The organism is Parabacteroides goldsteinii (genome assembly GCF_020091425.1).
Taxonomy (GTDB): domain Bacteria; phylum Bacteroidota; class Bacteroidia; order Bacteroidales; family Tannerellaceae; genus Parabacteroides; species Parabacteroides goldsteinii.
In genome coordinates this window covers 6,214,374-6,231,882 of sequence record NZ_CP081906.1, presented here as the reverse complement: position 1 = coordinate 6,231,882, position 17,509 = coordinate 6,214,374, and the positions used below count along the sequence as shown (strand labels likewise).

The window sequence follows — 17,509 nt, the reverse complement described above, 5'->3', positions numbered from 1 at the left end:
GAACGCGAACCTAATTTTCAATTTGTAATTTTCAATTCTCTTTTTTTCCTTTCTTCTCCGCTATTCTTAATTTGGCGCTTCTCGAACGGGGATTTCTTTCAATCTCCTCGTCGGAAGGCACAATTACTTTATTATTTACCATACGAAATGGCGTTTGTACATTTCCGAAAAAGTCTTGTTCGCTTTTTCCTTCAAAATTTCCTGTTTTCAGGAAGTTCTTTACCAGCCTGTCTTCCAGAGAATGGTAAGTGATTACAACCAAACGTCCGCCGGGCTTTAAGACCTGGAGGGTTTGTTGCAGCATTTCTTTCAGGGCACGCATTTCGTCGTTCACTTCGATACGAAGGGCCTGGAATGCCTGTGCCAGGAACTTTTTCTCTTTGTCTTTTCCGGTAAAGGGTTTAACCAGTTCCAGAAAGTCTCCGATTGTTTCTATCTTTTTGTTTTCACGTGTCCGGACAATCAATGAGGCTAGCCTGCGGGCAACTTTCAGTTCGCCGTAAAGGTAAAAGACGTCGGCCAATGCTTCTTCCGTATAGTTGTTTACGATATCGGCAGCCGTCTGGCCGGCACGGGTGTTCATACGCATATCCAGCGCTCCGTCGAAACGGAAAGAGAAACCACGGTCTTTATCATCGAAATGATGGGAGGAAACGCCCAGGTCGGCCAATAGCCCGTCCACTTCGCCGTCTACGCCATGATAACGCATAAAATTATACAAATAACGGAAATTACTGCGAACAAACACAAAACGGGAGTCATCAGGAATATTATGTTCGGCGTCGGCATCCTGGTCAAATCCGTAAAGTTCGCCATCGCTATCCATCCGTTTCAGGATTTCGCGTGAATGTCCGCCACCTCCGAAGGTCACATCCACGTAGATACCCCCTTCTTGAATATTCAGGCCTTTCACGCTTTCATCGAGCATCACCGGTACATGATAGCAAGTCTCTTTCTCTTCCATTTTCTGTTTTACACGTTAAACTTTCCCTTAAACAAAAGCACCCTACTTCGTTGGCAACGGGCACTTTACTATATTTGTGGGTAAAATTAAACATTTATCAAATTACCTTCCAAGAAATATATGAGAAAAGTACAAAAAAGTTATCAACAGGTAAGGGAGACCTACTTTTCTCTTGATAGAAAAGTAGACAAAAGATTAAGGCTGCACCCAAACAATAGTGTGGTTCTACAATGGAACAAACAGGGAGATAAATACAATTTCCTCCCAAGAAACCGGAGTTTCCTCGGGAGGAAATCAGAGTTCCCTGCCCAGGGAATTGTAGTTTCCCAGGCAGGGAACACCAGTTTCCAAAGCAGGGAACTACGAGAAAACTGTAATAGATTAGTAATCAGTCTAGTTTAACAGAAACGATTTCTCCTTCTTTTATGGCTTTATGTAATAGTGTCTTCCCCTCGGATTTGACAGTAACTAACTGTTTTCCATTCTCACGGAGCACTTCGATATCGAATGTTGTATTAAATGCTTTTATTTTACGCAGGTTCATACTGTTCCATTCCGACGGCAAACGGGGAGTAAAAGTGAAGGATTTCAGTCCTGTCGGACGAATACCGAACATTCCTTCCGTGATGATACGCCCATATAATCCGCTTTCTGCAGAAAGATGGCGCTGACTTCCTTCCGGCCAGGCTTCGATAGCATAAGGCACGTGATCACCTAACAGGCGTTGATTGGAATAGAATTTCAAATATTCTGTTGCCTTCTCGGTTGCCCCGCAGGCATATACGCCTCTTAAAGCATAAAGGGTGGAACGGTCCCAGAATGTTTCACTTCCTGCCTGGGTTAACAAACCGTTTTCCGTCCACAGACGGGGAGAGAACAGGGCATTGATCGTACCTTCTTTGCGGTCAAAGATTCCAACAGTCAGAGGAATACAAATCCAGGAGCGAAGGATATCGTTTCCTTCATAATATTGATACGTGTCAAAGCCTTCGACTTTGGCTCCGAAATAGTTTTCCATATTTTCCCGAAGGTCTCTTGCCTGTTTTTCATAAGCACTCAATACAGAAAAAGGCTTCTTCAAATCTTTTCCCAGATAGACAGCCGAGCTCAACGCATCGTAATACAATGAAGAGGTACAAAGATTGGCTTTTCCGGCAGGAAAACGTCCTTCCAGTTCATCTGAATCAGAGGCGACCACACCTTTATCATTCAGGTTACGATGGCAATACTCCAGACACCATTCAATCAGAGGCCACAACTCTTCGGCTTCCGCCTTGTCACCTCTTGCCAGGGCATAACGGGAAGCTCCGTAAGCGACCATTGCCGCATCGCCACGGTCACCGGCCCCACCCCAAACATCAATACCTTCTGCGATGATTGAACTCGGTATCTTTTCATACTCCGGATTCATGAAACGGGCAAAATGTTTAAACGAATTAAGGGCCGAGCCATTTCCGGCTCCATATCCGAGATAAGGGAAGAAGGGATTGATATATTCGGCCTGGTCGTTTGCCCAGATAGCGGCATAATATGACTCACCGCCAGGACCGTGCATCAATCCGCCTTTGGTATCGTAAATACTTTCAGCACCACGTATTTTGGCAAAGGCAAACATGGTATTGACAACTGGGTCCGGTGTTTCGAGAATCAGGTTATTCCAAAAGCCTGCAATCAGTTCCTTCCGCTCCTGAAGTTCCTTTTCCACATCAGGTTTCAATTCTGCTTCACCGTTTTTATAGCCGGTGATAGCAGCATAAAAAACAAGTTCTTCTTTCGGCTGAAGCTGCTTGGTCGCTGCCCCGATAATTTCCGAGACTAATTTATAACTGCCGTCCACTCCTTTTTCCGGGTCTGTGTTAATCACGGCACGCGATTCGGGCACTTCCACCGTAAGAGGCGAACTACCTGTATTCCGAAGGATATACTTTTCATAAACGGCCGGTTTCGCCACCGCCGGGAAAATGATGCGTGTCAGTTCAGCCTTTGCATTACGCGATAATCCGATGGCACTTTCTACAGTCATTTTCCCATCCAGCGTAATCTTATTCACCTTTTCTCCGGATAACGATTGTCCGTTCACCGCCACCATGTCCGTTGCATTCCAGGCAAAACGACGCATCAGGCTGGCATGCGTATTGTTCGGGATAGTGCGCAACATGGGCCAAACCATACTTTTATTCAGTTCAAAAGAGCCGTCCGCATTCACCCCGTAACGGAGCACAGTCGAAACTTTCAGCCCGCTCATCTCAATATGGTCATAATGAGGGATACGGTCTTTGACATTCCAGGAGATACTGCTGTCGGGGTTGATCGACCAACGGTTTTGAGCGGAAAGAGTTCCGCCACAAACAAGAGTCCAGAATAAAAACACAAATAAAAACTTCTTCATGATACTTTATTATATAAATGGTTATTCACACATTACTTTTATTATAATTCCATTACTAATCAGAGTAACGAACATCCTTCACCGTTACAGATTCAGTATTTTTCATGTAAACAGGATGCGGACATCCCGAAATATCATTGTTGATGATCCGAACACTCTTCGCGTCTTCAACCGATATAGCATGTTCATTTACCGCTTCAATAATATTATTCCGAATAAGAATATTATTGTTTAAAAAACCCGTCTTCTCTCTTATACCGGATACAGATATACTGATTCCGGATGAAGCTCCCTGAGTTCCTTGTGCATAACCACAACCGGAAATCCAGTTATTTTCAATCAACACATTCTCCACCGGACCACTTTCACGCCAACCAGCCTCAGCTCCTAATTGAATAGCCGTTCCAGTACTATTCTGTACTACATTTTTATTGATAAGAACATTCCTGCTTTTTATCAAAAATGCCCTTGCCAAGTGACTCTTCACTGTATTATTCGTAATCCGAACAGAGGGACGACGTGTAATATTTGTCATATAATAAAGATCCGGAGAACCGATAAGCCAGTCTTTATTCAATGTCACACTCACCCTCCAGTCTACAGTAGACGTATCTACCTGCTCCACTATAAAATGTTCTTTCTCCATCAAATTACTCCTATTCACAACCAACAAAGTATCACCAACGTCCGGATAATCCAATGATAAAGCATGAAGGTCTGCATTTTGTATTTTTATTTCTACAGATCTTTTTGTTTGGGGAACAATTGTATAATAATAATTATGAATATTTGTGCAATCGTCTCCCTGCCCTCCAAATTTACAATTTTCTATCACAATTTCTCCTTTACAACTAGTAAAATGTGTTGCATCCGTATTAGTTGAAATAATCATACCAGCTTCCGGAATCACTTGCAGATTCTCTAAAGTTATATTTTCCGACAGATGTCCGACAACTCCCATACCCGGCTGACTATGAATCTTAACTCCTTCAATATAAATATCAGACGATTCCTTTATCATAATTGCAGGACGATAATGCCCGGAATGACGCAATACACAGAAATCACCTGTAGAAGGTCTGAAATCAGTATAAATCCGGATCATGTCTTTCGAAAGCAACTCTTTTCCGGAAACTCTGCCACCAGTATATAATCTCTCTCTCATAGCATCCACATAATGAACTCTGCCTGTTACATCTTTATCCAAATAAAAATACCGTTCAGGATCGATCTGCATATCAAAGCTACCTTCATTCAATTTAGTTATCTTCCCCACCGTATTAGGCGGCCTCCGATAAACAATACTCAAACCTTTTATTGTTACCTCCCGGGCCTTATCTATCGAAACAACTTCATACCATCCCTCCAATAATAATATAGCACCTTCCGCTTCCACAACCAGATTCTCCGCTCCAAACAAATCCAATGCTTTCACATAAGGGGCATCCGGTTTAAATAAGCGACCTTGTACATTCTCTCCATATACTCCGCTTATAGCCTCTCGCTCAATCTGTAATGCCAGTGAATCCCTGAAATTATACAGACCTGGCGGAAAAAACAAGACGGTAGATTTATTATCCCTACAATATTCACAAGCTTTACGAATATTCTCCGAATCATCAAGCCCATCATCCGGTATTGCTCCAAAATCCAATACACTGATCCGTTGTCCTGACTCTGCATAACAATACAACCAAGAATGGAATAAGATGATAAATAAATATATTAATCTCTTCATTTTAACTCAATTTCTATTCTGTCAAATCATATTATAGATACAAAAAAGCACTCTTAAAGAATAATCGCTTAGCTTTATTCCAAAAGAGTGCTTCTTACATATGGTTACAGCTACTTAGTAAAACTTGTAATCACCAATCTCCATTGCTTTTTATTCTTATTATCGGCCGCAGTCACCTCATAGACCATATCTGATTGAGAAAAATCTCCAACTTTCCCCAATACCGGAGCAGAACCTACAGGCGCAATCGATGCTGCAGTTGAAATAGTTGCATATCCTATTAATTTGGATAAGGAAACCTGATTTCTTACTTCTTCCGTAAATGTTCCGGAAACTTTAGGCACTGTAATAGCACATTCAATAAGTCCTTCTGCCTGATTGATTTTCGTCTGTGCAGTCAATGTTTTTACTTGTAACTTCTCGCTAATACCCTCCTGTATAGTCCAGCGATATTCAAAATTGAATGCCGTTACTTCCGCCTCTGTATAAACAGGCAGATCATCATCTAATCCTGCCGTCAGACACGATGACAAACAGATACACAAGAAAGAGAGCAATACGTACTTAATTAATATCAGTTGTTTCATATTCAATAAATTCTAATATATTCATAATTATTCCCAACCCAGATTCTGATCATCCGACAACTTTTCATTCAGAATTGTTTCATTTTTGGGTATCGGTAAAAAGTATCTTCTGGTTGTAAATTTTCTATCATTAGACGGACCTACAACCGGAACCGGTATGATCTCAAAACTTTTGCCATCAGCCGCAATCTCTATTGCTGTCGGAGGTGTATTAAGTTCTTCAATTTCATCCAATCCGTCTTCTTTTCCCCAACGGAGTAAAGACCAATATCTATCTTCTTCCTGCACCAGTTCAACACGGCGTTCCTGTTTATAATATTTCCAGGCTTGATCAAAGGAAAGAGCTGTCGACAAAGCTGGTAACTTTCCATGAGTCATTCTAACCTTATTTATATATTCAATTGCTGTAGTTGTTTCCCCCAGTCTCAACAAAGCTTCCGCATAGTCTAGATACGAACGTCCCAGACGCAAATGAATCAAATGCCAGTCTGTCGGCACGCCAGCAATGACCGATTTATCCTGATAGAGGTTCTTAATATATAAATAACCTGTTTTTGTCATATGACGGTCTTTCTCCTTATTATTCAAATAATACAAGTTTCCACCAACACGTGTTGTAATGATTGAATTAAAATATTTGACTGAGTCGTAAGCTATCGTTGAATAAAAGCGGGCATCGCGGTTCCTATAGATTGCATTACTTACATAATCGACATTCGGTTTGAAATTCTTATAGTAAGATGTTTCATCCCATGTTTTAGCATTCCCGTCGGCATCAACCACCTCATAAGCGTCAACCAAATCCTGAGACGGAGATTTATCATGCCACCCCTCAAAGTTTTCCACAGGCCATACAGCAGCCACCTCTTCCGGTATTTTTCCAGCTCCCTGGTTAGGGACAATAGATTGCATCCATGTTCCTGACATCTTTGTCGTCTCTGATAAATAATAAGTGGCCAGAATCACCTCTTTCGAACTTAACCCGGTAGAATAATCATTGAACAGTTTTCCATAATCGCTTTCCAAAGAATAAATACCCAATGCAAACAAGTCTTCACACGCTTTTTTTGCTTGCTGATAATAGTCCCTTTTCTCATTAGAATCTGTTAAAAAAGCTGCTCCCTGCAAACAAACAGCTGCTTTTAAAGCATACGCTGCACCTTTTGTCAAAGCACCAGCAGATGCAGTCACCGGCAATCCTTCCGCAGCTTCAGTCAGATCATTAATAATAAAATCATAAGTTTCTTTTATCGTTTTCGAACGAGGAAACATAAGGTCGTCATCCGGAGTCAGTACGCGATCAACGATCATCAAGCGTCCAAACAATCTGGCACGAGTATAATAAACAATACTACGGAGCATTTTAGCCTGTGCGATCAGAGGTTCCTTATCCGCTTCTTTTATATCTTCGGAAGCAGTAACCTTCTCTATAATCAGATTGCACCGGCGGATTTCACCGAATTTGTTCCAACCATAATCATTGGCATTCGTCATCAACTCGCGAACTGTTCTGACAGCAGCGCTCATCTCTGTGTTGACAACTGAATTATCACTCCAGTCATCTGCATTCTCCGTCAGCAACTTGGATACATATAAAGTCCCGTTAATAAAAGTCTGTGCTCCTTCTGCAGATCTCCACACCTTATCTTCTGAAAATTTATCCAATGGAGATTTATCCAGATCATCTGCACATGAGGCAAACAAAAGAATAAAAGTCGATAAAATTGCTATATATTTCATATTTGTTTCTTTTTAAAATCCAACATTTAATGCAACTGAGAATGTCTGTTGAACAGGATATCCCTGTCCGCTACCATCCACAACTTCAGGATCGAAATAATCTTTCACACCAGAGATAGTAAAGAGATTGGTCCCCATTACCGATAATTTCAATTTACTAATCGCATTCACATTCCTCAACAATATATTCTTGAAATCGTATCCGAACTGCAGACTCTTCAAACGGAAATAACTTGCATTTTTAATCCAGAAATCAGAAGACTGCGTATTGTTCGAACTATTAATATTCTGATAAGAAGAAGCACGGGGATAAGCCGCATCCGCATTTTCCGGAGTCCAGAAATCCAGCTGATACTTATAATTCATCTCCATAGTATTACCACCTTTCATCAAACCGCTTAATTCAACATAACGCGGTCCTGTACCCTGAAATAGTCCATACAAGAAAAAGCCTTTGTAATCCAAATTGAAATCAAAGCCATAGTTAAATGACGGGAAGAACGGTTTACCGATTCTCACTTGGTCTTCCGAATCAATTTTACCATCACCATTTACATCAATATAAGCCAGATCACCCGGTTTCAATTCCGTAGCACTCAGGAAACGAGGATTATCAAGGACATCTGCTGCACTTTGATAGATACCACTTGACTGATACGCATTTCCATAATAATTCTTTTGATGGGTTGAACGCTTTTTAGGGTTTTTCAAAGTGGCTTCCGATTCACTTTCATTTACTTCCCACAACTCATCATAAGTCGTAAAATTGAAACCCAGATCATAATTCAAATGACCGACTTTATTCTTATATCTTACCATTGCTTCATAACCAGCCCGCCGATGGATACTATTCGATTTTACTTGTGGAAGATCTTTTCCCAATGTAGTTGTATAACGATTCTGAGGAGAGATCAAGTATCCTTTCGTCTTATAATAATAATAATCGAAAGTAAAATTCAAATGATTGTTCAGGAACGCCATATCAAAACCAATATCAAATACATCTTTTGTATACCAACTCAAAGCATTCGACACCAGATTCCCTTCTGTAAAACCTGGAACAAACTCACCTCCTACAACGGCAGATTGAGAGTTATATGAATAAGTAGGAATATAACCAAAACGAGCAACTCCGGTTTCCAACCCCACTTGTCCATAAGAAGCTCTGATTTTAAAGAAATCAATAATCTGCTTATCCTTCAATGTCTTCATAAAGCCTTCTTCCGAAACAACCCATGCAACAGCACCTGATGGGAAAAATCCCCAACGCTGATCTCTTGCGAAATTATCAGAACCATCATAACGGAAGTTTCCCTCCAACAGGTACTTATCAGCATAATTATATCTCAAACGTCCCACATACCCAATACGTGCTCCCTCCTGAGCCGTTCCGGTGTTCTGCTGTGTAGATGCGTCTCCGGCAAACAACTGGTCGAAATCATTTGAAATAAAGCCATTTCTCGATGCACTGAATTCTTCATTTGTCGTATTATAATAGCTATACACTCCCTGGACTTCGAGGAAGTGTCGATCAAAAGCACGACTATATTCCACACTAGCCTCCAATGTATTATTACGCCACCAGCTATTTGTCAGTGACATTTCAGATGGGGCAGCCTCCTTCAATACCCCGGAAGGAGAATATTGGGGAGCACTGGATTTAAAATACTTTTCATTATAATTAGAATAGCGGGAGTTAGCCAAAATTTTAAACTTTAACCCTTTATCCCAAGGTAACGTCCAGGTTGCATAAAGTTGTGTGTTTAATATATTATCCGAAACCCGGTCATATCCCGATTCTTTATCCAGCCAGGCCAATGGATGAACAGAGAAAGCACTGTAAGTCCCGTCAGGATTGTAAGCCACGTCTATTGGTTTGTTATACGCCAATAAGTTTCTCCAAATCTGTGACTGACCATATGGATTCGGATTTCTCTTTTCCAAAATTGCATCCAGATTCAGCCCCACTTCCAAACCGATATTATCAAAAGAGGAAGAAACATTACTTCTGATATTATAGCGTTTAAAAGTATTGTTATGGGACTGCTTAAATAAAGATTCCTGATTTAAATAACCCAGAGAAGTATAATATTTCACACCATTTTTAGATTTACCCGACATAGACAGGTTATGCCGCATCTGAGGTGCAAAATTATTGATTGCCATTTTCAGCCAGTCATTATCCGGATAATTAGCCGGATCAGAATGGTTCAACACTTTATTGACCACATCTTCCGAGTACATGGCATAAGCTCCACGACCATCATATTCAGCCGCTTTATTGGCTGCCGTTACATATTCAACAGCATTGACCCGGTCCGGAATAATGGTCGGTCTGCTCCAATCAAAACCTGCAGTATAATCAATATTGATCTTTTCACTATTTCCTCTCTTAGTAGTGACAAGAACGATACCGTTACCAGCCTGAGCACCATATACAGCTGTTGCACTCGCATCTTTCAATACTGATATTGATTCAATATCAGAAGAAGTCAAAGCATTAAAGTCCAATGGTTCACGAATAATACCATCAATGATATAAAGAGGAGTACCACCACCGCGGATAGAAATTGTAGGAACTGTTCCACCAGGTTCTCCTCCTGTTTGCTGAACAATTACACCGGCAGCACGTCCCTGCAACGCAGCAGATGTACTTGTATATGGCAGTTCGTCTATCTTATCTGTTTTTACACTAGTTACTGAACTTACCGTTTTTCTGGTTGATGTCGAGCCATAACCAACAACGATCACTTCATCCAATTGACTGTGGCTTTCTTTTAAAACGACCTGTATTGCAGATTGATTAGTCACAGCTATTTCTTTGGATTCATATCCTATATAAGAAATAACCAATGTTGCCTTTTCAGGAACTGTTATACTAAATTTACCATTGACATCAGTAATCCCTCCTAGTGTCGGATCATTCTTTACTATAATATTAGCACCAATGATTGGTTCTCCATTCTCATCAGTCACTATCCCGGTCACAATCCGTTCATTACTAACCAAAGCGAATAATCCACTTTTACTTAATACAATCTGACGATCGCTAATAGTATAATGTATATCTGTATTTTTCAGTATATTATTCAGAATATCCGAAATGCTACTTTCATTAACAGAAACATTCACTATTTGTCCCACGTTTACAACGTCTTTATTATACAAAAAGCGGAATTCTGTTTTTTCCTCTATCTTATTCAATACATCTTCAATAGAAACATTTTTCATTTTGAGCGTCAATGAAGTTGATTGAGAATAAGATACCGAGGCAAAAACTTGCGTTAGACTTAAAGCTATAAATAACAAGCATAATCTCATAACTCGAAAAATTTTAATGGCAAAACTTAGCCTTTCGATTTTTTTATCCGAAATGGAATTCATACATTTGTTTGTTTAGTTAGAAAAATAAGGTTGACTAAAAACTTTTTAACAGCTAAACAATCAAAGGAAAGGTCTCGCACACCTTTCCTTTTTATTTAAAGCTGCTTACTCATTGATCTTAATAATTGACTACTTCATAGGCATCAGATTTTTATAGTGAACAAATAATAATTATCTTTTCATACATAACTAAGACGTCTCAGCTGTTTTTTACCACAACTGAAAAGTCATTTTTTTTATTTAAAATCAGATTTTCTTTATTCGGAAGATAAAAAGGTGATATTTTTCATCACCTTTTTCTTTTATACACTTCTATTGTTTGCTTCTCATATGCATTATTCCGGTCCTTCACCCTCTTATTCTGCTTGAAATGCAGAGGAGCACTCATTTCAAGTAAACGCAATATTTCATCCAACGATTCATATTCAAAAGTAGCACGATAAGGTGCATTAGCTAAAGAAGGATCTTTTAATTCTATATTCACATTAAAAGTTAATCCCAGGCGCTTAAAGACATACGATAATGGGTCATCCCTGAATATCATCAGTCCGTCTCTCCAGGCATACCACTTATAAGGATCAGTCTTTGCAATAAGACATTGTTTCGTGAGATTATTAAAGGAAGCTCGTTCTCCCGGAACCATAGCAACAGGTGAAGAGTTTCCGAAAGCGACATCGATCTTTCCGTTAACCATAGTAACAGCAGTAATAGAATCACTTCCATAGGCCTCCACATTAAAAGCCGTACCGGTAGCCCGGAGAGTTATCTGATCGGTTTTTACGATAAAAGGATTTTCTTTATCCGAATGCACTTCAAAATATCCTTCGCCACTCAAGAAAACATCCCGCTCGCCTTTCCGGAAAGTTAAGGGATATTTCAGGGTACTTCCACCATTCAGCCAAACATTCGTTCCATCCGGCAGACGGACTTCAGAGAAAGTACCGTGAGGTGATTTCACTTCCTGATACTCTATCGCATCATACACCCCATTATCCTTCTCTAAAAATAAATAAGTACAGATGATCAACAAAGGGATGACAAGGACAGCAGCCATACGTTGCCAATAGATAATTAATGTACGGGCGATATTCCTCCTTGTGGTTGCGATATTTGCTAAAACTTTTTTCTCGGCTTCAAATACATTAATCTCAGAGGGGGTAAAAGCGGGGTGCATCACCTGCCATATATTACGCATTTCCTGATAATATCGGTCATTATCAGGAGATTGCTTCACCCAATCATCCAGTTTACGGCGTTCTTCTGCCGTTGCTTTACCGGATAGATAAGCTGTGATAATAGGTTGTATTTGATCTTTGTCTGTCATTTTTTCTCTTTTATAGTATTTAAGACGTCCGGGGAATCATTTCCCACATGGCTTATAACTTTTTTTAGGGAATACCTATTGAAAGCAATAGCATGAAGAACTCTTTCAAATGTTTCCGTAATAATTCCAAAGTCTTACTGACACGGACTTCAACTGTCCGCTCCGATACATTCAGTTTTTCTGCTATTTCCTTGTATTTCAACCCTTCAAAGCGATTCAACACAAAAGCTTCCCTATACAACTCCGGCACCTGTTCCAAGGCATGACGCAAATGGTCATGCAAATCTGAATACAAGACATAATTTTCCGTATCGTAAGAATCAAGTACTGTATTTTCATACTCCGTCTCATACTGACGGACAATTTCAAGATGACGAAATTCATCAAAACAACTGTTACGGACAGCCTTCAACAAATAAGATTTCAAAGAAGTTTCAATCTGTATGTTTTTCCTCTCGTTCCAGAGTTTTAAAAAGATTGATTGAACAATGTCTTCACAAGAATCTTTGTCTTTTATAAAATTCCCGCAGAACAATACAAGATCGGTATAATAGGTCTGAAACAATAATGAGAAAGCCTCTTTGCTGTCTTGCTTCAAAGCAGACAAAACAAAGTACTCTTGTTGTTTATCCAGTTTTCCCATATTGATTTCAAGCATTAACACTATTTCCTGGCAGCTAAATTAATTACATTTTTTCATTTTCAACCTATTTTATCATGCAAAACAACTGCAACCAACAAAGCCCCTACGACACAAGATCGCAGAGGCTGTTTTTTCTGTATTCCTTCCTCACGGGAGAAATTACAGTAAGAACTTTATTTTATTACTTAATATTAATAACCACTTGTTCGCCTGTCACAGGATAATTGATGGATAGTCTAGGCGTTGCATGCAACACCTAGACTCCAACTCGTGGAAATTTTAGAATTTATTTTTGATTATAAATTATCTTATTTTACGATTGCCTTAACAGCAGCTTCACCTTCAACAGCTACTACAACTACACCTGCAGGAACAGAGATTGTAGCTTCGCTAGAAGTGATTACAGTGCTAGCAATTGTCTGACCAAGAACATTGCTGATAGCAACAGTCTTACCTTCAGCACCCTTAATGATAACGGCACCGTTAGTTGCAACTACTGATACTTCAGAAGCGCTGATGCTTTCATTGTCTGTTGCCATATCGTCAGCAGCACCCTTTTCGATGTTGAAGATCAAAGCAGCATCACCACCAGTCTTAGCATCATCGAAAGAAGCATCCATAGCAGACAATACCAAGCAGTTATTCTGGTTCTTGATCCATGCTGCATTCTTCGGAGCTATAGGAGCTACAGCATTTGATTCGATCAAGAATGCGCGATCTTCTTCTACTTCGTTAGCAGCCTTAGTCGGGTCGATATAACGGAATGACCAAGTGTAGTTGTGATGTTTGTCTTCCTTAACAGTAGCTTTCATGTTAATAGAAGAGATCTTCTTAGCTTCAAGAGCTTTCTTAACATCATCCATGCTCAGATCTTTAGTTGCAACAGTTGCAAATGTATTGCCCAAGATATAGATTACGCTATCCTGTTCTACAGCATCTACAAAACCTACACGAACATATTTACCGAACTTGTAAAGTTGTTTTTCTGTAACAACTTGTGTATCTGTAGAGTCAGCGAAGCTAACCAACAGTTTGTAACGGTTGAAGCCTTCTACAGCCGGAGTTGCGTGGATACAATCTTCCGGTCCACATTCTTCGCCATCAGCATTCATGTGTTTGTGGTTAGTTGCATCACAAGGAATGTTTTCAGAACCTTCGTTTACAGTTTCGCTTACATAGATTAAGTATTGCGGTTTGATATTATACTGTGCAGATTTACCAATGTTGTACGGACGAACATTGAATGACAGACCAGCTTCAGCAATATTAGCAGCACCGATACCTAAGTAGCTCATACCTTCACGCTTGAAGTTTACGTTAGTTTCGTCCATCAAGTAGTCGTTTACGTATGCTTCTTTGAACTTCAAGAGCTTAGTTGCATCTTCATTACCTTCTACAGCGCCATCCAATTTAACATTGTTGAAACGACGATACAGAGGTTGGTCAGTTAAACCGATAGAGAAAGCAGATGTTCTAACTTCATTGATAACCTGCTGTTGCAACAGGGCAGTCAAACTCTGGTCAGCAACACCGGCTTTGAAGTTGAATGAACCATCTGCGTTCACATCTTCAGCATCTACAAATGCATAATAGCAAGTAGCATCCAATTGGTTGTTTTCTTTGAAGAAGAATTCGCTTGCAGCAACTTTATCTGTGATCACGAAGTTATTTTCTTCACCTAATGCGATAACAGCTTTTTTAGTGTGGATTGTATAAGACTCTCTCTTCAACTGAGCCAAACCTTTAATTCTCTTCTTAACGTCTGCTGTTACTTTATAACCATAATCAGCTGCTACGTTACCATTAACCGGTTTGATTTCGAAATAAGTAGGAGTATCCTGCAATACATTCAATTTGTTGCTACCAGCCACCTGAGCAATGTATTTTTCCATTGTGTAAGGGTTGAAGTAGTTGAATGCATAGTTAGTAATCATCAACTCATCCTCAGTCAGATATTTGTAACCAAGATGTTCATCTCCTAAGATATTTGCATCTGTAATCTTAGTAATAACTAAAGAGTCAGCAGCAAGATCTGCACAGAAATATTTAGAAGAACCGATAGCCTGAGTAAACTGATAAGTTCCATTCAAGCTTGCATATTCACGGTTTGCAACTTCCACCGGAGAAGTAGCAGCGAAATATTCAGATGTTTTAGTTTTCAGAACAACCCACTGGTAAGCCGGCATGTGGTCAACATTCTGTTCGTCAGCGTCAACGCTCACCCATTCTTCTTTTGCGCCATCGATATGAATCGGAGATGCGTAATATTTATTAGTCTTAGCATTGCGGATGAAATATACACCGTCTTCCAAAGATACTCTGTCTGTATCGCTTTCTTTACAAGAAGTGAAACCTAATACGATATCAGTTTCTTTCTTTTCACCAATTGTTACGACACGAATTTGATCTGCTTTTACCAAATCCTGAACTGTTACATAGTTGAAATCATCATCATTATCAGTGATAGATGTAGCAGCCGTAGCAGCCCAGCTACCAGCAGTCGGTTCTTTAATGATACTCTTTACCTGAATAACCAAAGAGTCATTTGTCGGGAAATAAGTGAACAAGAACTGACCATGTCCTTCCAAATCGCTATCTTTCAACTCATCCAGATCCTCCATATAATTAAATGCAAGGAACATAGAACCTGTTGTGTTGATGAAAGCAGTATCTACGAATAAAGCTTTATCATCAGCTTTTCTTGTAATATAAACAAAACCGTCTTCTGCATCAGCAGCTAAGAAAGATTCCTGGCTAAACGGATTTTTCAAACTTGTTTTGTTTGCATCCGGAGTAAATTTTAGCGTAACGCCAGCATCTGCCTTCTGGATACCCAGCTTAGTATTGATCTGAGTTGCATTCAAAGTTACAGAATCAGCTTCAACCAAAGAGAAAGAAGTAAAAGTTCCATCAACTACTTTACTTGCTAACTCCTTCTTTAAAGTTACTGTATTATCAGCACCAACGACAAAACCAACAACAGAGTCTGTTGTAAAATAAGAATACAAAGACTTGTTAGATTGCAATGTTTCATAAGTAGAAGAAAATGCCCAGCCACTGATTTCACCACCAACTTCAGGAGCAACAGTTGTTACTGTGGCACCAACTGCAAATTCTTCCATTGTAATGGCCAGCAACGCTTCAGCACCTTTGTTTACAAAGTCAAAATAAGGTGCTTTTCCCTTATTTTCTTCTGTAACAGTAACACACCACAAAGTACTCGCTACATTGTCTGCTTCAATAGAAGGAACAGCGACCAACTTTCCGTCAGCATTAACCGACAAAAACTGATCACGAGCAGTACCATCACCTACAACCAATTGATACAAACCACTATTGGTTCCTTCAACTAAAGAAGTAACGTTGTCTGCTGCAAAAACAGATGTTGCACCTAACAATGCTACACCTGCCAAAAGAGTAGAAAACTTTTTGTTCATAATTTAAAATTTAATATTAATACTAAAGTGTAATAAGTTCAATTCACAATTGAAACGCCTCGCTTTCTTAATAAATGGCGAGTTTAAACGTTCCTTTTTTCTCGTCAACAAAAGTAAGAATTAGTTTCATACCAACCATTCTTTTTAAGATATTTTTTATCTGTCTATATGCTTTCTTATCAATCGAATAGCAAACAATGTACAAAACAGGGCCTTTCACAAACGAAAGGAAAGCCCCCCAAAAAAAATGGCGAGATTAAAGGAACGTTTTATTTCGCCACGGCTTTTTCTCAATCGCCACTTTATTAATCAACCAATTACACTCTATTTTTTCACACATTTTTTACTCAATAATATTAATGTACGGGCGTACATTAATATATAACTATATAGCTTTTCTTTCAGCACTTTACAACACATACCCAATAATCCTACTAGAACTAAGAAAAAGTACCGAATAATTAATTCTTTATATCAGGAGATTTATTACCTTTGGTACGGACTTTTAAATACGGAAGGAACACATTACAGAAAAGTAAAGCATTCCTTACATATTTGTATTCCTAACCTTACATTTATGAAAAGAAATTGTTTCATAAATAAGATTAGGGAGAAAAATCCTTAATAGTCATGACGTTAAACCTTAAATATCAGGAGGAATATGAGTATTGAATACGACTTATTTGCCAATCCCCCCAGAAATGGGGAAGAGAAGCCCACGTTACATGCCAGAGCTATCAATATCCAGACCGTCAATACCAACGAACTGGCGCGGATGATCGAGAGCATGAGCACTTTCACGACAGCCGATATCAAAGGGGCAATCAAGGCAATCAGCGATCGGTTGTACTTCTGTCTCAGTAATAGCCAGAGCGTACATCTGGAAGGGATCGGCACGTTTTCAGTGACGCTGAGATGCAAGCAGCAGGTGGAAAACAAAAAAGATATACGCTCGGCATCCATTGAGTTTAAGAACGTGGAGTTTCGTGCTGATCCGGAGTTGAAGAAACGTTTCCGGGGCGTTCGTATCGAACGGCGGGAAGGGACCAGCGAGAAAAAAAACTACAATGCCGATATCCGGCAGAAACGTATCCTGTGGTATATAAAAAACTATGGGACAATCAACCTGACGGTTGCTGCCAGCCTGAACCAATGCACGCGGCAAAAGACTAAAAAAGATCTGGAACAGCTGCTTGAAGACAATCAGATACAAAAGAGCTGGTGCGGAAAACGAGCTTTCTACACCAGGCGTTCGCCCCAACAACCAACAGCCGGCCCGTTACCTAACGACCCTACGGAATAA

10 protein-coding genes are annotated in these 17,509 nt (G+C 39.7%); 1 reads left to right on the top strand and 9 read right to left on the bottom strand.

From position 1 onward, the window contains the following. Positions 1-31 precede the first annotated feature (31 nt). The 9 genes from rsmH to K6V26_RS25540 all read right to left on the bottom strand — a co-directional run bounded on the left by rsmH (position 32) and on the right by K6V26_RS25540 (position 16,206). The gene (gene rsmH / locus K6V26_RS25580) at positions 32-964 is read right to left on the bottom strand and encodes a 16S rRNA (cytosine(1402)-N(4))-methyltransferase RsmH (RefSeq protein ID WP_048316071.1); all 933 of its coding nucleotides are present in this window, start codon (positions 962-964) and stop codon (positions 32-34) included. Between the two features lie 388 nt (positions 965-1,352). Further along, on the bottom strand, positions 1,353-3,353 hold the full coding sequence (locus K6V26_RS25575; protein WP_224264204.1) for a glucosidase family protein: 2,001 nt from the start codon (positions 3,351-3,353) through the stop codon (positions 1,353-1,355). 55 nt (positions 3,354-3,408) lie between these two features. Beyond that, positions 3,409-5,091, bottom strand: a complete 1,683-nt coding sequence (locus K6V26_RS25570; protein ID WP_046146130.1) for a right-handed parallel beta-helix repeat-containing protein — start codon at positions 5,089-5,091, stop codon at positions 3,409-3,411. 110 nt (positions 5,092-5,201) lie between these two features. Next, positions 5,202-5,678 carry a DUF5018-related domain-containing protein gene (locus K6V26_RS25565; protein WP_009859922.1) on the bottom strand — a complete coding sequence of 159 codons (477 nt, stop codon included), beginning with the start codon at positions 5,676-5,678 and terminating at the stop codon, positions 5,202-5,204. Between the two features lie 27 nt (positions 5,679-5,705). After that, on the bottom strand, positions 5,706-7,418 hold the full coding sequence (locus K6V26_RS25560) for a RagB/SusD family nutrient uptake outer membrane protein (RefSeq protein ID WP_224264203.1): 1,713 nt from the start codon (positions 7,416-7,418) through the stop codon (positions 5,706-5,708). A 12-nt stretch (positions 7,419-7,430) separates the two neighbouring features. Then, positions 7,431-10,649 (bottom strand): TonB-dependent receptor, encoded by a 3,219-nt coding sequence (locus tag K6V26_RS25555; RefSeq protein WP_224264202.1) that lies wholly within the window; start codon positions 10,647-10,649, stop codon positions 7,431-7,433. 442 nt (positions 10,650-11,091) lie between these two features. Beyond that, on the bottom strand, positions 11,092-12,126 hold the full coding sequence (locus K6V26_RS25550) for a FecR family protein (RefSeq protein ID WP_224264201.1): 1,035 nt from the start codon (positions 12,124-12,126) through the stop codon (positions 11,092-11,094). A gap of 64 nt (positions 12,127-12,190) precedes the next feature. Next, positions 12,191-12,769 carry an RNA polymerase sigma-70 factor gene (locus K6V26_RS25545; protein WP_224264200.1) on the bottom strand — a complete coding sequence of 193 codons (579 nt, stop codon included), beginning with the start codon at positions 12,767-12,769 and terminating at the stop codon, positions 12,191-12,193. A gap of 308 nt (positions 12,770-13,077) precedes the next feature. Next, on the bottom strand, positions 13,078-16,206 hold the full coding sequence (locus tag K6V26_RS25540) for a DUF6383 domain-containing protein (RefSeq protein WP_224264199.1): 3,129 nt from the start codon (positions 16,204-16,206) through the stop codon (positions 13,078-13,080). A 661-nt stretch (positions 16,207-16,867) separates the two neighbouring features. Between K6V26_RS25540 and K6V26_RS25535 the strand changes: the two genes are divergently transcribed. Further along, positions 16,868-17,509 (top strand): HU family DNA-binding protein, encoded by a 642-nt coding sequence (locus K6V26_RS25535; protein WP_009859928.1) that lies wholly within the window; start codon positions 16,868-16,870, stop codon positions 17,507-17,509.